This window comes from Cellulosimicrobium sp. GQ32 (assembly GCF_059758455.1).
On record NZ_JCAXEP010000012.1, the window covers coordinates 109,032 to 129,130 of the forward strand.

Annotated in this window: 15 protein-coding genes; 7 read left to right on the top strand and 8 right to left on the bottom strand. The window is 75.6% G+C overall.

Features of this window, described 5'->3' with window-relative positions:
* Nucleotides 1-73 precede the first annotated feature (73 nt).
* A complete protein-coding gene (locus tag AC6CH9_RS17675) occupies nt 74-1,693 on the bottom strand; it encodes an asparaginase (RefSeq protein WP_498156073.1) in 1,620 nt (539 codons plus the stop codon).
* A gap of 183 nt (nt 1,694-1,876) precedes the next feature.
* On the opposite strand from AC6CH9_RS17675, the gene AC6CH9_RS17680 reads away from it, so the two are divergent.
* Entirely contained in the window at nt 1,877-3,304 is a 1,428-nt protein-coding gene (locus AC6CH9_RS17680; protein ID WP_498156074.1) for a pyridoxal phosphate-dependent decarboxylase family protein, read from the top strand.
* A 126-nt stretch (nt 3,305-3,430) separates the two neighbouring features.
* Nucleotides 3,431-3,973 (top strand): hypothetical protein, encoded by a 543-nt coding sequence (locus AC6CH9_RS17685; RefSeq protein ID WP_498156075.1) that lies wholly within the window; start codon nt 3,431-3,433, stop codon nt 3,971-3,973.
* Nucleotides 3,974-4,070: 97 nt separating this feature from the next.
* Here AC6CH9_RS17685 and AC6CH9_RS17690 read toward each other — a convergent pair whose 3' ends face one another.
* Nucleotides 4,071-5,216 carry a ScyD/ScyE family protein gene (locus AC6CH9_RS17690; protein ID WP_498156076.1) on the bottom strand — a complete coding sequence of 382 codons (1,146 nt, stop codon included), beginning with the start codon at nt 5,214-5,216 and terminating at the stop codon, nt 4,071-4,073.
* Nucleotides 5,217-5,493: 277 nt separating this feature from the next.
* Entirely contained in the window at nt 5,494-6,807 is a 1,314-nt protein-coding gene (locus AC6CH9_RS17695; RefSeq protein WP_498156077.1) for an endonuclease/exonuclease/phosphatase family protein, read from the bottom strand.
* A gap of 150 nt (nt 6,808-6,957) precedes the next feature.
* On the opposite strand from AC6CH9_RS17695, the gene AC6CH9_RS17700 reads away from it, so the two are divergent.
* The gene (locus tag AC6CH9_RS17700; RefSeq protein WP_498156078.1) at nt 6,958-7,791 is read left to right on the top strand and encodes a VOC family protein; all 834 of its coding nucleotides are present in this window, start codon (nt 6,958-6,960) and stop codon (nt 7,789-7,791) included.
* Nucleotides 7,792-7,870: 79 nt separating this feature from the next.
* A complete protein-coding gene (locus AC6CH9_RS17705) occupies nt 7,871-9,244 on the top strand; it encodes a hypothetical protein (RefSeq protein WP_498156079.1) in 1,374 nt (457 codons plus the stop codon).
* A 71-nt stretch (nt 9,245-9,315) separates the two neighbouring features.
* Here the strand turns inward: AC6CH9_RS17705 and AC6CH9_RS17710 are convergent, their stop codons facing one another.
* Both AC6CH9_RS17710 and AC6CH9_RS17715 read right to left on the bottom strand, forming a co-directional pair.
* Complete coding sequence (locus AC6CH9_RS17710) at nt 9,316-11,199, bottom strand: glycerophosphodiester phosphodiesterase (protein ID WP_498156080.1); 1,884 nt, start codon at nt 11,197-11,199, stop codon at nt 9,316-9,318.
* Between the two features lie 166 nt (nt 11,200-11,365).
* Nucleotides 11,366-12,172 carry a MerR family transcriptional regulator gene (locus tag AC6CH9_RS17715; RefSeq protein ID WP_498156081.1) on the bottom strand — a complete coding sequence of 269 codons (807 nt, stop codon included), beginning with the start codon at nt 12,170-12,172 and terminating at the stop codon, nt 11,366-11,368.
* A gap of 39 nt (nt 12,173-12,211) precedes the next feature.
* Here AC6CH9_RS17715 and AC6CH9_RS17720 point away from each other — a divergent pair, with 39 nt between their 5' ends.
* On the top strand, nt 12,212-12,673 hold the full coding sequence (locus AC6CH9_RS17720; RefSeq protein ID WP_498156082.1) for a DUF6194 family protein: 462 nt from the start codon (nt 12,212-12,214) through the stop codon (nt 12,671-12,673).
* Between the two features lie 114 nt (nt 12,674-12,787).
* Here AC6CH9_RS17720 and AC6CH9_RS17725 read toward each other — a convergent pair whose 3' ends face one another.
* Nucleotides 12,788-13,462: a histidine phosphatase family protein gene (locus tag AC6CH9_RS17725; protein ID WP_498156083.1), complete on the bottom strand. Its 675-nt coding sequence runs from the start codon at nt 13,460-13,462 to the stop codon at nt 12,788-12,790.
* A 189-nt stretch (nt 13,463-13,651) separates the two neighbouring features.
* A complete protein-coding gene (locus AC6CH9_RS17730; RefSeq protein WP_498156084.1) occupies nt 13,652-14,881 on the bottom strand; it encodes a hypothetical protein in 1,230 nt (409 codons plus the stop codon).
* Between the two features lie 125 nt (nt 14,882-15,006).
* Between AC6CH9_RS17730 and AC6CH9_RS17735 the strand changes: the two genes are divergently transcribed.
* A complete protein-coding gene (locus AC6CH9_RS17735) occupies nt 15,007-15,873 on the top strand; it encodes an alpha/beta fold hydrolase (protein ID WP_498156085.1) in 867 nt (288 codons plus the stop codon).
* A gap of 45 nt (nt 15,874-15,918) precedes the next feature.
* Here AC6CH9_RS17735 and AC6CH9_RS17740 read toward each other — a convergent pair whose 3' ends face one another.
* Nucleotides 15,919-18,243, bottom strand: coding sequence for a glycoside hydrolase family 65 protein (locus AC6CH9_RS17740; protein ID WP_498156086.1), 2,325 nt, complete (start codon nt 18,241-18,243; stop codon nt 15,919-15,921).
* Between the two features lie 559 nt (nt 18,244-18,802).
* On the opposite strand from AC6CH9_RS17740, the gene AC6CH9_RS17745 reads away from it, so the two are divergent.
* Entirely contained in the window at nt 18,803-19,966 is a 1,164-nt protein-coding gene (locus tag AC6CH9_RS17745) for a multicopper oxidase domain-containing protein (protein ID WP_498156087.1), read from the top strand.
* The last annotated feature ends 133 nt before the right edge of the window (nt 19,967-20,099 follow it).

Consider the following 20,099-nt stretch of genomic DNA (forward strand, 5'->3'; position numbering starts at 1 on the left):
GAGCACGACATGAGGGTCGCTATCGGCTCGATAACGACCCTCATGTCGTGCTCGGCGGCTGGGTGTCAGGAGGTCAGCCGCACGTCGTCTCCGGGTAGGGCGCCGTCGACTTCGTCTGGACGGCGTGGCCGTCGACGTTCTTGTACGCGACGAGCGACACCTCGCCGGCGCTGAGCGTCTTGCCCTTGACGGAGAACGTCTTCTCGACCGTCTCCCCGGCGGGGATCTTCGTGAACTTGTGCTCGCCCGAGACGGTCGTGACCCGGACGTCGATCGGCACCGTGTCGGTGTTCGTCACCGAGGTGGTCAGCCAGAGCTGCTTGCCCGCCGCCTTGCACGACGGCGTCGCGGTGCCGGAGAAGAGCACCGCGGTCGCGCCCGGCTCGGCGCCGATCTCGTCCGCCGTCGCGGACTGGTCGAACGACGCGTTGCCGTAGGTCGTGAACCAACCCTGCGCCGTCGCGAAGTCCTCGGTGAAGGCGCGCGACAGGAGCAGCAGGAGCCGCGCCTTGACGGCCGTGAGGTCGCCGCCCGCGATGATGCCGTTGCCGCCTCCGTACGACGACCCCGACCCGGTGCGCGTGGTCGACACGAACCACACGCCCTTGTCGCGGATCGCGGCGGTGCGCGCCTGGCTCATCGCGGACGAGATGCCCCCCGCGCCGGTGCCCGCGGTGACGATGCCCTTGACGCCCGCGTTCGCGAACGCCGCCACGCCCTCGCCGCCCGCCTGCTGGTAGGACGTGACGATCTCCACGCGCGGGAGCGTCTTGGCGTCGACCTTCGCGAGGTCGAACGGCGTGAACCACTCCTCCGTGTCGCACGACAGCACGCGGGCCGGCGCGCGGCCCAGGGTGATGTTGTCGCCGTCGATCCAGCCCAGCACGCCGTACTCGCGCGTCTGGAACGTGTCGGTCCGGTACGAGTTCGACTTGGTGACCTCGCGGGCCGCCTGGATCTCGTCGTTCAGCATGAGCACGGTGCCGAAGCAGAACGTCTGCTGCGACGCCGCGACCTTGATCGCGTTGTACAGGTTCGCGGGCGCGTCCGTCCCGAACACGAGGCTCGAGTCCGGCCCGGCGCCCGACCCCCACGGGCGCATCGAGCCGGACGTGACGACGGGCTTGCGCGACCGCACCGTGAGGTCGAGCCAGTACGCGAACTCCTCCTGCGTGTCGGTGCCCGTCGTGACGACGACGGCGTCGGCGGTCTTCAGCTGCTTCTCGACCTCGAGCGTGAGCGCGTGGAACTGCTCCATCGAGTAGCCCGACGAGCCGGCGTTGCCGAACTGGACTGCCGTGACGTCGGCGACGGCGTCGAGCTCCGGGCGCAGCGTGTCCAGCATGTCCTCCATGAGGTACGTGCCGGCCCGGTAGCTCGTGAACGTGTCGCGGCCGGTGGCCTTGCCGGCCATGGTGCCGCCGGTCGCCACGACGACGACCTTCGGCTTCTCCGCGGCGGCCGTCGCCGTCGCGGTCGCGTACTGCGCGGACGTGATGCCGAGCGGGTTGGCCGGCGCGGTCCCGGCGGCGAGCACCGGTGCCGCGGCGCCCTCGGCGCGGGCGGCGGCGGCCGACGCCCGGGAGTCGGCGACGGTGTACGCGACCGTCGCGGCGAGGGCCGCGCACGCCAGGACGAGCGCGACGACGGCCGCGACGGCGCGGCCGGACAGGGTCAGGGTGAACGTTCTCAACAGGGGCCTTCCGTCGGGGGAACATCTGGCCCGCCCGACGCTAGGGACGCCGTGTTGCCGGGTGATTGCCTGGGCGTAAGAAGTACGCGCGTACCGGATCGCCGCCCCACGGTTGACCGTGGCCCGGCGCGGGTCCAGCCTGGCGGGAGGGCCGGCGCGGGTCCGGCCCGGTCAGGAGCGGTCATGGACGATCGCGACGCCGCCCTCCTGCGGGCGCACGAGCACGCGGCGGCGTGGCTCGACTCCCTCGCGACACGGCCCGTCCCGCCGCGGGCGAGCGTGGCCGACGTCGTCGCCGCGCTGGGCACGGACCTGCCCGACGGCCCGACGACGGCCGCGGACGTCGTCGACCTGCTCGCCGCCGCGTGCGACCCCGGGCTCACGGCCATGCCGTCCGGTCGCTTCTACGGCATGGTCATCGGCGGCAGTCACCCCGCGGCGCTCGCGGCCGACTGGCTCACGAGCGCGTGGGACCAGAACTCCGCGCTGCGCACGGTGACGCCCGCCCACACCGCCGTCGAGGACGTGGCGAGCGCGTGGCTGCTCGACCTGCTGGGCCTGCCCGCCACGGGCGCGGTCGGGTTCGTCACCGGCGCGACGACCGCGAACTTCACGGCGCTCGCCGCGGCACGGGGCGAGGTCCTGCGGCGGGCCGGGTGGGACGTGCGCCGCGACGGCCTGACGGGCGCCCCGCGCGTCCGCGTGCTCGTCGGCGCCGAGCGGCACGAGTCGGTCGACCTCGCGCTGTCCTACCTCGGGCTCGGCGCGCCCGAGGTCGTGGCCGCGGACGACCAGGGTCGTATCTCGGTCGCCGCACTGGAGGAGGCGCTGTCGGACCTGGGCTCTACCTTGCCGGACCTGGGCTCTACCTCGCCGGACCTGGGCTCTACCTCGAGGGGGGCGGGCGGCCCGACGATCGTCGTGCTCCAGGCGGGCAACGTGCACTCAGGGGCCTTCGACCCGTTCGCCGCCGCGGTCGAGGTGGCGCACCGGCACGGCGCGTGGGTGCACGTCGACGGCGCGTTCGGGCTCTTCGCCGCCGCGTCGCCGTCGTACCGGCACCTCGTCGCGGGGTACGAGGCAGCGGACTCGTGGGCGACCGACGCGCACAAGACGCTCAACGTCCCGTACGACTGCGGGCTCGCGATCGTCGCCGACCCGGCGCCGTTGCGCGCGGCGATGGGGATGCACGGGGACTACCTCATCCAGAGCGACACGGGCGACCCGCTCGACAAGGTGCCCGAGCTCTCGCGCCGCGGGCGCGCGTTCCCCGTGTGGGCGGTGCTGCGCGCGCTCGGGCGCTCGGGCGTCGCGGACCTCGTCGACGGCTTCTGCCGGCACGCGACGTCCTTCGCGGAGGGGATGCGCGCGCTCGACGGCGCGGTCGTGCTCAACGACGTCGTCTTCACCCAGGTGTGCGCCGCGTTCGGCGACGACGCGCGCACGCAGGACGTGGTGCGCCGCGTGCTCGACGACGGCACGGCCTGGATGTCCGGGTCGCGCTGGCACGACCGCGCGGTGCTGCGCGTGTCGGTGAGCTCGTGGGCGACGACGGACGACGACGTCCGGGTGAGCCTCGACGCCCTGCGCCGCGCCGCGTCGCCGGGCTGAGGCCGGGCACCGAGTCGCACCGACCAGCACCGACCGGCACCGGACCAGCTCCGCACGGCTCCGCGCACCGACCGGCGCTGGTCCGGCGTGGCCGCGGACGCGGCCACGGCACCTACACTCGCTGCCGTGCCCACCGCCGAGGACCTCGCCGCCGCCGTCCGCGTGCGTGCCGAGGGGACGCCGTACCGGATCGTCGACGAGCGACCGGACGGGTTCGAGCTGCGCCTCGACCGCCCGGACGCGGCGTGGTGGCGGATCTTCTCGCGCAGCTACTACGCGACGCTCGTCACCCACGAGGTGCGCGTCCTGCCGGACGGCCTGCGGGTCGAGCTCACCGACGTCGTGCGGCGCACGCACTGGGCGCTCGATGCGGACGGGCGGTTCGTCGAGCCCGAGCGGGGCTGGGTGCGCTCCGTCTCGCGCGGGAACATCCGCTCGACGTTCACCGCGTCGATCACCGACGCGGAGTCGGGGGCACGGACGCGCGTCCTCTTCGACACGTCGGCCGGGCGCCGGATCGTCACCGAGGCGGCCCAGGGCCTCGGCATGAGCGTGGGCGCGTCGGCCGGGAGCCGCGCCGCGACGATCGTCGGCCTCGTGGCCGCGGGCGTCGGGCTGGCCGTCGCGCTCGGCGCGGTGGTCCTCGCGCTCACCGTCGGCCGGGGCTGACGGCCGGCCCGCGACCGCCCCGGCAGGGCGCGGCCCGGGCGTCCCCGCCGCAGCAGGGGCGCCCGGGCCGGGCAGGCCGGTCGGCGGCCTCCCGCCGTCAGCGACCGCGGTGCTTGCCGAGGTCGACGCGCACGAGGTGCCCGTCGGGCGGCGTCGTCTCGTCCGCGGGCAGCACGTTCGTCGTCGCGAGCAGGCCCTTGCCGTCCCACTCGAGCCCCGCGGGCAGCGGGACCTCCACGACCGTGCTCGGGCCGCGCTTGCCGACCTGCGAGATCCTCCCGCCGAACAGCTCGCTCACGTAGACCGTGCCCTTGTCCGTCACGGCGAGGTTCGTCGCACCGACGAACCCGGTCCCGACCTGGCGCACCTTCCCCTTCCAGGGGTCCACCGTGTAGACGGCGCCGCGTGCGCCGAGGCTCGCGTCCTCGGGCCCGCCGGGGAGCGTCGTCACGTAGAGCACGCCGCGCGGGCCCACCTCGACGTCGGTGGGGACGGGCTCGAACCAGTACGTCTCGCCGACCACGCAGTCGGGCCACCCGATGGCGGCCGCCGCCTCCGCGGTGACCACCGCGGGCTGGGCCGGGAGGACGGCCACCGTGCGGACCTTCCCGCGGTCGCTGATCGACAGGATCGCGTTCGCGCCCGCGTCGGCGACGTAGGTCGTGCCGCGTGCCGTCGTCGTCGCGTACGGGTGGGAGTCGGCGATGCCCGTGTACAGGCCCGGGACCGGCACCGGAGGCACCTGGGCGACGCACGCCGGGTCGGTCTCGCGCAGGCCGTACGTCACGCCCGCGTCAGGGTTGTTCGCCTGCTCGTACGCGAACGTGTCCGCCAGGACGCGAGGGGTGCCCGTCGGGTTGCCCCAGCGGTCCGTGCGCAGCGTCGAGACCTCCGACGCGACCGGTCCCTCCTCGCCGAGCTGCGTCTCCGTGAAGGTGATCCGGCGGTCCGTGTAGGAGACGCCGCCCACCTCGCCGCCGTCGGGCGACGCGTAGAGCACGCTCGGCGTGCCGTCGCGCCCGACGGCCGTGAGCAGGCCGGGGAAGTTCTGGGTGACGTAGGTCGTGCCGCGCGGGCCGACCGCGAGGCTGAGCGGGGTGACGAGCCCGGTCGCGACGTCGGTCACGGTGGGTGGGCGCGGGTCGTGCCTGCCGCCGTGCGCGACGGCGGGGCTCGCGACGAGCACGAGGGCGGCGGTCGCTGCGGCGACGCCTGCGGGCAGGGCGGTGCGGAGTCTTCTCATGGGTGCTCCAGGTCCGGCGGTCCCGGGGCGCGGCAGGGGTGTCGTCGCCGTGCTGCGGGGCAGCACGCGTGCGCGTCGCGCCGGGGGCGTGGGTGAGATGGTCGTCGGGCCGGACGACGTGGCGCGCCGCGGGCGTGCCGTGCGACCGGCGTGGCGCCGGCCGGGAGTCTGCTGTGCGTCGGCAGTGAGCACAGACCTCCGAGTGTGCACCCGACGGCCGTCCCGGTCCAGGACCGTCGCCCCGGGCGACGAGCACCCGGGGCGACGGCGGGACCGGTCAGCCGCGGACGGCCAGGTCGACCCAGACGAGCCGGTGGTCGCTGCTCGGGAACGGGAAGACGCCCGTGAGGCGCGACAGCGGGTCGGCCTGGACCGGCCAGAACACCCCGGCGTCGCGCACGCGCAGGTCGCGCGAGGGCAGCACGTAGTCCGCGCGCAGGTTGCCGGGAGCGGTGTCCGCGAAGTCGGCGGTGTCGAGCGCGGGGTCGCCGCGGTGGGTCGCGTTCGCGCCGCCCTGGAGCGCGGCGGCCTCGGTGCCGCCGGCCGAGCGGGGCGCCGGGTCCTGGACGCGCCGGTGGTCGAGGAGCTGGTCGATCGCGGCGTCGACCGAGTCGCCGTCGAGCGGGTCGGCGTTCTGGTCGCCCAGGATCACGAAGCTCTCGCCGGGGTGCAGGCCCCCGCGGCGGCCGGCGTCGTCGTACACGTACCGCGACGCCTTGCCGGGCGTCACGTAGTCCGCCCAGAAGCGGATCTCGTCGTGGTTGCGCCGCCCGTTGCGGTCCTCGGGGCCGTCGAACGTGGGTGGCGTCGGGTGGGATGCGAGCACGTGGACCGTCTCGCGGCCGACCCGCACGGGCACGTCCCAGTGCGACTTGCTCGACAGCCGCACGACCTCGAGCTCCTCGGGCGTGAACCAGTCACCGGGCGCGGAGGTCGCGGGGTCGTCGGGGAGCAGCGCGCCGGGCATGTCCTTCCACAGGAAGTGCTGGAACGTACGGACGCCGCGCGTGTCGATCGGGTACCGCGACAGCACGACCATGCCGTACTGGCCCTCGAAGGCCCCGAAGCCGAACGCGTCGTCACCCCCGCCGACCGTGCCGTCGTTGTTGAGGTCGAACCCGCTGGGCACGCCCGTGCTCGACGGCGCGACGTACGCGTAGCGGTACTCGATCGGCGTCGCGCCGCCCTGGGCGACCTCGAGGTAGTTGTCCCGGAACAGGTCGACGGCGCGCCCGTCGGGCACGTAGTCGAACTCGTTGAGCAGCACGACGTCGGGCCGGGTGCGCTGGAGCACCTCGGCGATCGTCGCGGCCTGCGGGTCGTCGGGGGTCGAGAGGTCGGCCTCGAGCTCTCCGGCCGCGGTGCGGTTGAGGCTCGCGTTGTACGTCGCGACGCGCAGCGTCGCGCGGTCGTGGCCGTTCCCGTTCCCGTGGCCGTTGCCGTGGCCGCCGTGCGTGGCGGCGGGGCTCGCGGCGGCGCCGACGGCTCCCCCGGTGAGGCTGACGGTGAGGGCGAGCGCTGCGGCGAGCGCGGAGGCCAGGCCGGTGCGTGCGGTGCGGCGCTGGGCGCGGTGAGCAGGTCTCGTGGACACGGTGGCTCCTCGTCGTCGGGGACGGTGGTCGTCGAGAGGTTCTCCGCCACCGTACGCACGCCCGTCCGCGCGCGGAAGGGCGGCGAGGTGGCCGGCAGGTGAACGGCGGCAGGTCCTGCCGACGTGGGCGGCCGGTGGGACGCTGGGGCCATGGACACCTCGCAGTCCCGCCCCGTCCGCACCTACCCGCACGGCGTGCCGTGCTGGGTGGACACCGAGCAGCCCGACGTCGACGCCGCGCTCGCGTTCTACGGCGCCCTCTTCGGCTGGGAGTTCGAGGAGAGGCTGCCGCCCGGTTCCGGGGAGCGCTACGTCGTCGCGTCGCTCGGCGGACAGGACGTCGCTGCCATCGCCTCGGGGGAGGGCACGACGGAGTGGATCACGTACGTCGCGGTCGACGACGTGGACGCCTCGTCGCGCGGCGTCCCCGACCTCGGTGGCGAGGTCCTCGACGGCCCGACGACGATCGGGCCACCCGGCCGCACGGCGTCCGTCCGCGACCCGCAGGGCGCGACGTTCCGGCTCTGGCAGCCCGGGACCCGGGTCGGTGCGCAGCGCGTCAACGAGCCCGGCACGTGGAACTTCAGCGTCCTGCACACGCCCGACGTCGCGCGGGCGCTCCACTTCTACGGCCCCCTCCTCGGGTGGGAGGTGGACCCGGAGCTCGGCGCGGGCATGGCGCGCGTGGAGGGCTACGGCGACCACCTCGCCCGGACCGTCTACCCCGAGATCGACGCGAACCAGGAGGGTGCGCCGCCCGGGTTCCGGGACGTCGTCGCCGGCGTGGTCGAGGACGGCGGGCCGGCCCACCACGCCGTGGTGTTCGCGGTCGCCGACCGGGACGCCGCTGCCGAGGCCGCGGAGCGCGCGGGCGCCACCGTCCTCGCCGCGGAGGCCGGCGAGTGGACCCGCGAGGTCACGCTCCGCGACCCGCAGGGTGCCGTCCTCACGCTCTCGCAGTTCACCCCGCCCGAGGGCTTCTGACGGCGGGGCCGTCGCCGGGTCGCGTGCGCGGCGTGGTCGGGCCGCCGTCCTGGCCGCCCGCGTGCGGCATCATGACGCCGTGAACGTCGTCACCCGTACCCCGCACGACCAGGTCGTCGCCCGTCTGCGCGCCGCGGACCTCGAGTACGGGCGCGTCGGCCCGACGGACGAGCGTGGCTGGACGTTCGCCGAGGTGGACACGGAGGTCGACGTCGAGGCCGGCCGCGAGCCCGGCACGCCCGGAGCGGTCGCCGAGGTGCTCGCGCGCGTCGACGAGCTGGTCCCGGCGCCGTGGGTCGTGCAGCTCGACGCCGGGTCGGACCTGCTGCCTGACGGCGTGAGCGCGGTCCTCGCGGCCCGTACCGACCCGGTCGCTCCGCCGACGGCCGTCACGTGGTCGCCCGTCGACCCGTCCGGGACGAGCACCGACCACGCGATGCGCCTCGACGGCGACCCGAGCCCCGTGCTCGCGGCCGTCGCCGCGCTCGTCGGGCTGCGGGACGCCTCGACCGCGCCGGACCGCCTGCGCGAGCTCGAGCACCCCGACGACCTGCTCGACACCTTCACCGCCGTCGCCGACCTGCCGACGACCGACTCGGCGGCGCCCGACGCCGTCGTCCAGCTCGTGCGCGCCGACGCCGCGTTCGTCCGCGCCGCGGTGCGCCGTGCGGGGGCGGCGTGGGTGCGCACGACGGACGAGCGCACCGTCGTGTGGACGGTCGAGCGGCCCCCGTCCCCGGTGCCGGGTGTGCCTGACGGCGAGGCCCGGGAGGCGTTCACGGACGCCCTCACCGGGGAGTTCCGCGCACGGTCGACGATCGAGCGCGGCCTGCGTCCGGGCGAGGCGATGATCAGCCTGGAGCGGGCGGGAGGCGGCGTGTCGTGGACGCTCACGACGCCCGGGCGGCCGTGGGTCTTCGGGAGCTGGAACGACACGTGGACGGACCTGTCCACCTCCGGGACCGAGGGCGCGTACGACGCGCTCGTCGAGACCTTCGGCGACCCGCGCGACCCGCACCGGCTGCGCGCGCTGCTCGCCGCGTCGACGTGGCCCGGCGACCCGGTCGCCGACCTCGCCTACGTCCTCGGCCTGCCGTCGGCGGTCGTCGAGGCGGTCGAGGACCCGGCGCGGTTCCGCCACGGCGCCGAGCGGGTCCAGCCCCTCGGCCCGACGGCCCCCCTCACCACGGCCGAGAAGACGGCGCTGGAGGCACGCGCGCCCCGGCGAGCCACGGGGAAGACCGTGCGGGACGTCGTCCTGCTCGTCCTGGGCGTCGTGCTGCTCGGCCTCGGGGCGGCGATCCTCGCGACCGACGGCGCCGTCGTCGGGTCGGACGGCCTGCCCGACTGGTCCGTCGTCGTCTGGATCGCGGGCGGCGTGCTCGCCCTCGTCGGCTGGGCCGGCCTCGGGTCGGCCCGCTCCGACCGGCGCCGCTTCCTCGCCGACACGTGAGCGGGCCCGTCCCCGGTCGCAGCACGACCGGGGACGGGCCCGCTACCGCAGCGCTCGGCGGGGCGTCGGCGTCAGCGGCCGGCGAGGTGGTCGAGCTCCTCGAGCAGGCGCTCGCGCGTCGCCGCGTCGTCGACGAACTTCTCGAGGGTCCGCCGCACCGACTCCCAGCGCCCCGCCTCGATCGCGCCGAGCGTGCCCACGAGCTGGCCGGGCGGCAGGTCGAGCACCGCGACACGGGCGCGCAGGCCCTCGGGCGTGACCGTGACGACGACGGTGCGCTCCGCCGTCGCCTCGCCGCCCGCGCCGCGGGCCGTCGCGGAGACGGTGTGCTCGCCGAGCGCGAGGTCGGCGGCGGCGACCGCCGCACCGTTCTCGACCGGCTCGCCGTCGAGCGAGACGACGACCTCGTCCGCGTCCGTCGCGCTCGCGGCGACGACGAGCGTGCCGCCGCGCTCGACGCCCTCGGACGGGCTCACGACCTCGACCGTCGGCTCGGCAGGGGCCGGTGCTTCCTGCTCGCGCGCCTGCTTCCAGCCGATGAACGCGCCCGCACGGTCGGTGATGACGCCGTCGACCCCGATCTCGGTGAGCCGGGCCCAGTCGGCCGCGGAGTTCACGGTGTAGGGCATCACGGCGATGCCGGCCTCGTTGAGGTCCGCGACGACGCTCGGGCGCGCGAGCAGCGCCGACGCCGACGGGTTGTACATGACCGCCCCGAGGTCCTGCGCCACGGCGACGGGGTCGGCGTCGAGAGAGCCGCGCAGCAGACCGCGCGGGATCTGCGGCGCGTGCTCGCGCGCGGACCGCAGCGCGGCGACGTCGAACGACTGCAGGACCACGCGGTCCTCGAGCCCGGCCTCGACGACCATGTCCACGACGCGCTCGACCTCGGCGGACGTCTCCGGGCCCTTGAGCTCCAGCAGGAGGGTCGACGAGCCGGTCTCCAGCAGGTCCAGCACCTGCGCGAACGTCGGCAGGTTCTGGCCGGCGAACGCGGGCGAGAACCACGACCCGGCGTCGAGCGCGGTGACCTGCGCGCCGGGGAGCACGGCGACGTCGCCGGACCCCTCGGTCGTGCGGTCCACGGTCTGGTCGTGGAGCACGACCGGGAGCCCGTCCGCCGTCGTGTGCACGTCGATCTCGACGTACTCGGCTCCCGTGCGCATGCCCGCGGCCACGGCCGCGAGCGTGTTCTCCGGCGCGACCGAGGAGTACCCGCGGTGCGCGACCGTGACGGGGAGCTCCCCGTCGTCGCCGACGTAGGACGCGGGCTCGATCTCGGTGACGGTGACGTCGTCGACGCTCACGGTCGCCCCGGCCGTGACGAAGCCGAGCGCACCGTCGCGCGACCGGTCGATCCGCCCTTCCAGGAGGGTCTTCCCGTCGAGCGCGTAGGTGACCGCGGCGCCCTGCACCTCGACCGACAGGCGCACGTCGCGGCCCGTCGCCGCGTCCGCCGGGGCGGAGGCCGTGTACGGCACGTTCCACGCGTTCGCGGCCGTCCGCTGCGCGATCTCGACGCCGTTGTGCGCGGTCGTCGTGCTGCGCAGGACCGCCTGCCACCACGGCACCGCGCCGTCGGGCGCGACGTCGAGGATCGCGCCCGCCCAGCGCGAGGCGTTGTCCACGCTCTCGAAGCGCAGCGTCGCCTCCAGGCGGTAGTTCTCCGCCGACTGCCCGAAGACGATGCGCGCGGGCGACGACCCGTCGGGTGCGTCGCCGACGAGCCGGCCGTCGCGCACCTGCCAGTCGCCCAGCACGGGCGTCCACCCCTCGGGGAGGGCGTCGCCGTCGAACGACTCGGCGAGCAGCACGTCGCCGGGCTCGGCGGCGGCCGGGGCGGCGAACGGGACGGTCGCGGTCGTGGTCGCCGCCACGACGAGCGTGCTCGCGAGCAGGGTTCCGGCCAGCACGGCGGCGGTACCGCGCACGGCGCGGCGTCGGGTGGTCGTCATCGGGTCCTCCGAACGTCGGGACGGTTGCCCCGGCGACGCTACGAAGGCCGCGTGACGGTGCGGTGGACGCCGGGCGACGCCGGAGGGGCGACCAGGTGACGGGACGCAGGTCCCCGACGGTCACCGCGAGCCCCCTCGAGCACCCCCTCGAACGCCACTCCGAACGTCACCCGGGCGCTCCCGGTACGCGCGTCAGCAGGCGCGCGACGTCGTGCCCGGCCTCCAGCAGCGCGAGGGTGCGGCGCGCGATCGCGTCGAGCCGCGCGTCGAGCGCGGCGAGCGGGTCGGCGACGTCGGCCGGCCCCGTGGCCCCGCGGAGCGCGTCGATCGCGTGCCGGACGTCCGGGACCCGGTACCCGGCCGCGCGCAGGGCCGCGACGACCCGGGCCTCGCGCACGGCCGCGGCCGGGTAGCGGCGGGCCGACACCGCGCCCGTGCGCGACGCGACGCGCTCGGGCGCGAGGAGACCCTCGTGCTCCCAGAACCGCAGCGTCGACGCTCGGACGCCCAGCGCGGCGGCGAGCTCCGTGATCGTGAGCACGGACGCGTCGGTCTCGGCCGCCGTGGGGGTGTCGCCAGGAGCGCCGGTCGCGCCATGGCCCTCGGACCGGATCGCGAGGAGCGCGCGCCGGGCGGCGAGGGCCTCCTCGCGCTCTCTCGCGAGCGTCACGTGCAGCCCGGAGACGAGGCTCGCCGCCGCGTCGCGAGGCAGCGAGCGCGCGGCGCGCAGCACCCGTCGCGCGACGACCGGCCCGACGGCGGTCGCGAGGCCGCGGTACGCGCGCAGGGCCAGGACGTGCTCGTCGCCGAACGCGCGGTACCCGTTCGCGGACCGACCGGCCGGCGGCAGGACCCCCAGGGCCTCCAGGTCGCGCACCTGCTGGACCGAGCACCCGGCCGCGCGCGCGACGTCGGCCGTCCGCAGCGGCCGCAGCGCCTCGCCGTCCGCCACCCCGCGCCCCGAGATCGTCACGCCAACCCTCCACCAGCACTTCAGGCAGACACTCGAACCATGAGTATGGAGCAGATCCTCGCAACGGTCCGGTCGCTCGACGGCGTCCTCGTGCTCTCCCCGGGGGCAGGCAGCGAGCTCCCCGAGCTGGCGTGGGGCGACCACTTCTTCTACTTCGCACCCGACGGCGAGATCCCGCACGGGCAGCCCTACGGCACGGTCGTCACCAAGGACTACCCCGGCGACACGGCCTCGCGCCTCGACGAGGAGGGCCGCTGGAGGGTCAACGTGCACGTGGGCCGCGACCGGTTCCGCGACCTGCTCGGTTCCGATCCGCACGACGGCACGGCGTCGGAGGTGGGGGAGTGCGACGTCGTCGTGCCGCACCCCGTCTACGGCGCGCTCGGCTGGGTGTGCGTCGTCAACCCGGGCGAGCGCACGACGGCGCTCGTCCAGGACCTGCTGCGCGCCGCCCACGACGACGCCCGCGCCCGCGCCGCCCGCCGCACCGTGCGGTATTGACGACCCTCCGGGAGCCCCTCGACCAGGCGGTCGTACCGCGCCGACGACGGGGTTCCTGTCGTTCTCCGGTCGGGAGCGACAGCAACCCCGTCGTCGGCGGGTGGGGGTGCGAGCTCAGACCGGGACGGCGGCGCCCGACGGCGCGGGGCGGGCGGCGACGTGGCCGTGCCCGGCGACGTCGACGCCGACCGCCAGGACCCGCGGGACGCCGTCGGTCACCTCGACGGTGGAGACCGAGGCGTTCGGGAGCGCCACCAGGCCGGACGGGTCGAGCGTCGCGAGCCAGGCGCCGAGCGTGAGCCCGTGCCCGACGACGAGCACGTGGCGGTCGAGCACCGCGCCGGGGCGGGAGGCGTCGTCGTGCGCGGCGACGACGCGCGCGAAGACGGCCCGCACACGCGCCATGAAGTCCTTGCCGGTCTCGCCGCCACCCACGCCGGGGTGCGTCCCCGCGAGCACGCGCGGCACGAGCTCCGCCCACGGCTCGACCGCGTCGAGGTGCGACTCCGGCCGCCGCTCGTACGACCCGAACGACAGCTCGCGCAGGTCGTGGTCGACGGTCAGCGAGAGGTCGGGGTGGTGGCGCAGGAGCTCCATCGCCGTGAGGACCGCGCGGCCCTGCGGGGAGGAGTACGCGGCCGCGAAGTCGTGCCGCGCGAGGTGCTGCGCGGTGACGCGCACGCCCGCGCGCCCCGTGCGGGTCAGGGGGGAGTCGCACGATCCCTGGAGGTGCCGTCGTGCGTTGAGGTAGGTCTGCCCGTGTCGTACGAGCGTGATCGTCAGGGTCATCGTCGCTGTGCCCTCTCCGGTCGTCCCGGTCTGCTGGTCACGCCCGACGCTAGGTCGTCCCGGTGTCGTGGCGACGACGTCCCGGTGACGAACGCGTGGCAAGCACCGGAACGCCGTGGGCCGCACGCCCGGCGGCACGGCGACCCTGAGGACCGGCGGCCCGCAGGACCAGCGTCCTGCCGAGACCGGTCACACTCCCGCGCGGACCTCGTCACGCTCGGCGCTCGCCGCCCGCTCGCGGTCGGAGCCGCCCGAGCCGTCCGAGCGCTCGGCCGCGTCCGCTGGCGCCGTCGTCGACCCGTCCGCCTCCGACGAGGTGCCCGGCTCGTCCTGGTCGACGGCTGCCGACGCGGCGGGCGCGGGCCACGGCTCCTCGGCGTCCCCGGCGGCCTCCGGGACGGCCCCGGCCGCCCGGTGCACGAGGACCGCGAGCGGCGCGACGAGGACCCCGCACACCAGGCCCCACGCCAGACCGGCCTGGAGCACCGGGAGCGCGCGCCCGGCGTCGGGCAGGACGCCGCCGGCGGTGACGGTCGAGACGACGACGGGCACCGCCGCGGCGAGGGCCGCGCCGGCGACGCACGCGAACCAGGCGGAGAGCAGGAGCGCCCAGCGGCCCTCCGCCGGGGGCAGCCGGCGCGCGGCGAGCGCTGTGAGCAGCCCCACCGCCAGCCCGACCCCGAGCGGCAGCGCGAGGTGCACCGGGTCGGCCAGGAGCGCGTCCCGGTCGACGGCGAGCCGTGCGGACGGCAGCAGCACGACGTCGCGCGCGACGCCCCACGGCGACTGCGGGTCGACCGCACCGGGGAGCACGGTCCTCCCGACGCCCGCCGCCGCCCAGAGCACGCCCGTCGCCGCGCCTGCCGCGAGCGCGGCCGGCCAGGCGCGCACCGTGGCGGGGGCGCGGGTGTGCCTCGTGCCCGCCGGGTCGTCGCGCCGGTCGGTCAGCGCGCGCGTCACGACGACGGCGAGCCCGACGAGCAGGCCGTTCACGAGCCCCCACCAGCCGCCGAGCGCGGTGGCGACGAGCTCGGTGATCGTGTCGGCACGCCACGGCAGCGTGACCCCCGCGAACCACGCGGCCGTCGCAGCGATCGCGGACGCCGCGACGGTCGAGAACCAGGCGGCGAGGAACGTCGCCCACCGGCCGGTGCCGGCGGGCAGGCGCCGTACCGCGAGCTGGGTGCCGGCCGCGACCAGCGCCCCGGCGAGCGCGGCGGTGAGGAGCGTGCTGCCGGAGACGGGAGCCCCTGCCGCGACGGGCGCGGTCGGGTGGGGGAGCAGCGCGCGGACGACGGTACCCGGCACCGCGAGGGACATCCCGGACAACCAGTCCCCGAGGCGGCCCGTCACCACCCAGAGGACCGCGGTGAGCGTTCCGGCGACGACGACGGCGGGGACGGTCCTCGATGACGGCATCCTGAGAGGGTAGTGGCAGCCCTGCGCCGGTCGCGACGACGAGCGATGAGTTCCGAGGACGGTCGTCGTCAGAACGCTCGGGAGCCCCGGTGCACGGCCGCGGGCACGACGACACGGAGGTTGCCATGAGCGAGCGCAAGACCTACACCCTGGACGCGCCCGGCGCGGTGATCGCCTACGACGTCTGGACGCCGGACGTGACGGGGGACCGGACGCCCGTCGTCGTCATGGGATCGCCCATGGCGGCGTCCGGGTTCGAGCAGCTCGCGGGGCTGCTCGACGACCGCGTGGTCGTCACGTACGACCCGCGCGGCACCGAGCGCAGCACGCTCGCGCCGGACGGCGAGGTCTCGGTCGAGGCGCACGCCGACGACCTGCACGCCGTCGTGACCGCGCTCGGGCTGGGTCCGGTGGACGTGTTCGGGTCGAGCGGGGGCGGCGTCGTCGGGCTGTCGTGGATCGAGCGCCACCCGGGCGACGTGCGGACCTTCGTGTCGCACGAGCCGCCGATCACCCCGCTGCTCGAGGACGCCGGCCTCGCGACGACGGTGCAGGCCGACATCGTCGACACCTACCGCCGCGAGGGATTCGGCCCGGCCATGGCGAAGTTCGTCGCGCTCGTGAGCCACGTGGGCCCGCTGCCGGCGGACTACCTCGACCGCCCGGCCCCGGACCCCGCGATGTTCGGCTTCCCGACCGAGGACGACGGGTCGCGCGACGACCTCCTCCTCGGCAAGAACCTCGCGACCATGCCCGCCTGGGCTCCGGACGGTGCGGTGCTGCGGGCGTCGGGGACGCGGGTCGTGCCCGCGGTGAGCGCGCAGGGCGAGGGCACGCTCGCCTGGCGCGGCGGCGCGGCGCTCGCCGACCTGCTGGGCGTCGAGGCGGTGACCTTCCCCGGCGACCACGGGGGCTTCATGGTCAACGAGTGGTCGCCGGACAACGACCCCGCGGCGTTCGCCACGGCTCTGCGCGCGGTGCTCGACGCCTGACGGGCTCCGATCGGGCCGACGCCCGGGCCGACGCCGGAGACGGTGCTACGAGGCGTCGAACAGCGGTGCGCGGCCCGGCGGCTGGGCGGGCGGCGGGTCGGCGATGCCGGGGAGGAGCGGCTGCTCGACCTGCGGCTGCTCGGGCGTGAGGTCGAGCGCCTCCTCGCCGTGGACGAGCCGCAGGCCGCTCCCGGACACGAGCCGGTAGGTCACGCCGTCACGTCGGACCTCGACGCGGGCGCGCGACTCCCCGTGGTGGACCGTGAACGCGAGCCGCGTGAGGCGGGCGGGGAGCCGCGGCGCGAGGCGGAGCGCGCCGTCGTCGTGCCGCAGGCCGGCGATCCCGGTGACGACGGCGGTCCAGGCGCCCGCGAGCGAGGCGACGTGCAGCCCGCCGTCCGTCGAGGCGCGCAGGTCGCACAGGTCCAGAAGCGCGCACTCGCGGGCGTACGCGTAAGCGAGGTCGACGTACCCGATCTCCGCGGCGACCACCGCCTGGGCCGGCGCGGACAGCGACGAGTCGCGGACGGTGAGCGGCTCGTAGTAGTCGAAGTCCCGGCGCCGCTGCTCCGCGCTGAACTCCTCGGGCGCCGTGTGCAGCGCGAGCACGAGGTCCGCCTGCTTGACGACCTGCTTGCGGTAGAGCTCGACGTAGTGCACGTGGTCGTCGAGCGGGAACCGGGCCGTGCCCTTGGCCTCGAAGTCCCAGTGCGCGTGGTGCGTGAAGTCCTGCGACTGCTCGGTGACACGGAGCTCGGCGTTGTACGGGACGGTCATGCGGTCGGCCGCGCGGAGCCACGCGCGCCGCTCGTCGTCGGTGACGCCCCGCCGGGCGGCCCGCTCGGGGAACCGCGCGCACAGCTCGTCGGCGGCGCGCAGGTTCTTGCGCGCCATGAGGTTCGTGTACGTGTTGTTGTCGACGACCGCGGTGTACTCGTCGGGCCCGGTCACGCCGTCGATGCGGAAGCCCGCCGCGGTGTGGTGCCCGCGCCCGGCCCACAGGCGCGCCGTCTCGACGGCGAGGTCGACGGCGACGTCCCGGGCGAGCTCGTCGTCGTGCGTGGCCGCGACGTGCCGCACGGCGGCGAGCGCCACGGCCGACGCGACGTGGAACGCGGCCGTCCCGGCGGGCCAGTATCCCGAGGACTCGCGGCCGCTGATCGTGCGCCACGGGAACGCCGCCCCGGGCAGGCCGAGCTCGGCCGCGCGCTCGCACGCCCGGTGCAGCGTCGCGTGCCGCCAGCGCAGGTGCGCGGCGGCGGCGCCCGGCAGCACGTGGTCGAGCACGGGCAGCACGAACGTCTCGGAGTCCCAGAACGCATGGCCCCCGTACCCGGTGCCCGTGAGCCCCTTGGCCCGCACGCCGACCCCCTCGACGCGTGCCGCCGCCTGCACCACCTGGAAGAGCGAGTGGCGGATCGCCTGCTGCATCTCGTCGTCGCCGTCGAGCTCGACGTCGCCCCGGTCCCACACGTCGGCGAGGACGTCGGCCTGCTCGCGCACGAGCGCGTCCCACCCGGCCTGCCGTGCGTCGGCGAGCACCGCGTGCGCGTGGGCGGGCAGGGCGTCCGCGTCCTCGCCGCCGGCGTACGCGGCGAGGACGACGACGTTCAGCCACTGGCCCGCGCGCAGGTCGACCGTGAGCGACGCGCCGCCGCCGCGGTGGTGCCACACCGGCGAGACGCCGTCCGCGGCCTCGACCACGTGGGCCGTCTCGACCGCGACGCCGCGCTCGGAGCGCACGGTGCGCTGGCGCACCGACGAGCCGTCGGCCTCGTGCCGGCACGAGACCGTGCGCAGCCCGGGCGCCGCCCGGTCTTCCTCCGGGGCCCCGTGCGGGCAGTCGGGCACGGGCCGCAGGGTCAGGGTCACCTCGTCGTGCGCCTGCACCCGCCAGCGCGTCGCGACGACCGCCCGCCGCGCGAGCGGCACGAGCCGCTCGCTGTGCAGTGTCACGGTGCCGCGCGCCGGCGAGGTCCACCGCAGCTCGCGCCGCAGGACGCCGGCGCGCAGGTCGAGCACGCGGTCGTGGGCCTCGACCGTACCGGTGAGCTCCGGGTCGTCGTCCGCGATCCGCGCGTCGACGGGCGCGCCGTCGACCCACCAGCCGAGCCGCCACGCGTCGACGACGGGGACCAGGCGCTCCTCGACCTCGGGGTAGGCGTAGGCGCGCTCGGCGTAGGTCTGGTCGAACTCCTCGTAGACGTCGGCCACGAGCGTCGCCGGGTCGTCGTCCGCGGCGACCTCGTCGAGGACGCCCCGGACGCCCACGTACCCGTTCGCGAGGCACAGGAGGGACGCGACCGCTTCCGGGGAGTCGACCGCGAGGCCCGACTCGCGGACCGACCAGGCGGAGGGATCGTTCGTCACGCGGTCACTCCACCACGGGTGTGCGTCGCACACCCGCCGGGCGCCCAGGACCGCTGCCGCACCGCGCGACGGGCGGCTCCGGGACCCACGGCTGACGGAGAAGTGTCGACTGACCGGGGACTTTTGCTTGTTGTCGACACAACTTTCGTCTATCTGTTGACATCGCTCCCTGACTGCGGTGTCATAAACCTCGTTGCCCCTGGAACCGACCAGGGGACCGGACGTCGGGCAGGGGAGCGCGACGTCCGGACCGACAGCCGACGGCGCGCACCGACGCGTGCCCCGGCGGGACCCATGGCGGTCCCGGACCTCGCCCCACGGTCGGTCTCCCACCGGTCGAGGGTCGAGCCCCGCACGACCGAGCACCTGTCTCGACCCTCTGCGACGCGGGACACCCCCGCACGACCCAGTCCTGCCCACAGTGCACCCCCCACAGCACCACCCGGGGAACCTCCGCGCGCCCACGTGGCGCCGGTCAGCGTGGCGGCGAGCGCCGGCACGCCGGTCCGGCGCGCCCGCGAGCCGCCCGGACGACCCCGTACGCCCGGAAGGAGTCCCCATGCCCGACCCGACGACCGAGACCGAGACGCCCGCGAGGCCCCTCTCGCGACGGGCGCTTCTCGCGGGGGCAGGCGTCGTCGCCGCGAGCCCTGCGGCCGCGCTGCTGCTGGGCGCAGGCGGCAGCGTCGCCGCGGCGCCCCCGGCCGCCGCCGCGACGACGGCCGGTGCGGCCACCGGTGCGGTGGCCACCGCGGCCGGCGACGTCCGCAAGATCACCATGTACGCCGAGCGGATCTCGGACACGCTCGTCGGCTACGGCCTCGAGCGCGGCAAGGCCACGGTCCCCGGCCCGATCCTCGAGATGTGGGAGGGCGAGACCCTCGAGATCACGCTCGTCAACACGACGGACAAGCGCCTGTCGATCCACCCGCACGGCGTGAACTACGACGTCAACAGCGACGGCAGCGCCTTCAACAACTCGTTCAACGAGCCGGGCGAGACGCGGACGTACACCTGGTCCACCGTGAAGATGGCGCGCGACCGCGGCATCTGGATGCCGGGCAGCGCGGGCTACTGGCACTACCACGACCACGCGTGGGGCGACCACGGCACGCAGGGCCTCGCCGCCGGGCTCTACGGCGCGCTCGTCGTGCGACGGGTCGGGGACGTGCTGCCGCAGAAGCAGTTCACGATGGTCTTCAACGACATGACGATCAACAACAAGGTCGCCCCCGACACCCCGATGTTCGAGGCGAAGCTCGGCGAGCGCGTCGAGTTCATCTGCATCGGGCACGGGAACCAGCTCCACACCTTCCACCTGCACGCGCACCGTTGGGCGAACAACCGGACCGGCCTGCTCGCGGACCAGTACGACCCGAGCCAGGTCGTCGACAACCGGGACCTCAACCCGGGCGACGCGTTCGGGTTCCAGGTCGTCGCCGGTCTGGGCGTCGGGCCGGGGGCGTGGATGTACCACTGCCACGTCCAGTTCCACTCCGACGGGGGCATGGCCGGCATCTTCCTCGTGCGCAACGCCGACGGCTCCATGCCGCCGGGTGCGCAGGACTCCATCGACCGGTTCCAGGGTCACGCCAGCCACACGATGTCGGCGCCCTCCGGCGCCACCGCCACGACGGACGGCGCCGCGGCCACCACCGGTGGTGCCGCGGCCGGAGGGACCGGGCCGGCCGTCGTCGACCTCACGGGGCACGCCGGCCACTGAGCTGTCGGCTGATCAGGACCGACGGGCCGCGGGCTCGCCCCGCACCAGCACCACCCGCACCAGCACGACCCGCTCCCGGCCCGCCCGGGGGCGCCGCACCGATGACGAAGGAGTTGGAGAGTGCTGTCCAGAC

Bases quoted from the DNA above. Each gene is read 5' to 3' on its own strand.
- AC6CH9_RS17680 (WP_498156074.1), top strand. From the start codon at position 1,877: ATGGACGATCGCGACGCCGCCCTCCTGCGGGCGCACGAGCACGCGGCG.
- AC6CH9_RS17690 (WP_498156076.1), bottom strand. From the start codon at position 5,216: ATGAGAAGACTCCGCACCGCCCTGCCCGCAGGCGTCGCCGCAGCGACC.
- AC6CH9_RS17700 (WP_498156078.1), top strand. From the start codon at position 6,958: ATGGACACCTCGCAGTCCCGCCCCGTCCGCACCTACCCGCACGGCGTG.
- AC6CH9_RS17710 (WP_498156080.1), bottom strand. From the start codon at position 11,199: ATGACGACCACCCGACGCCGCGCCGTGCGCGGTACCGCCGCCGTGCTG.
- AC6CH9_RS17720 (WP_498156082.1), top strand. From the start codon at position 12,212: ATGAGTATGGAGCAGATCCTCGCAACGGTCCGGTCGCTCGACGGCGTC.
- AC6CH9_RS17725 (WP_498156083.1), bottom strand. From the start codon at position 13,462: ATGACCCTGACGATCACGCTCGTACGACACGGGCAGACCTACCTCAAC.
- AC6CH9_RS17730 (WP_498156084.1), bottom strand. From the start codon at position 14,881: ATGCCGTCATCGAGGACCGTCCCCGCCGTCGTCGTCGCCGGAACGCTC.
- AC6CH9_RS17735 (WP_498156085.1), top strand. From the start codon at position 15,007: ATGAGCGAGCGCAAGACCTACACCCTGGACGCGCCCGGCGCGGTGATC.
- AC6CH9_RS17745 (WP_498156087.1), top strand. From the start codon at position 18,803: ATGCCCGACCCGACGACCGAGACCGAGACGCCCGCGAGGCCCCTCTCG.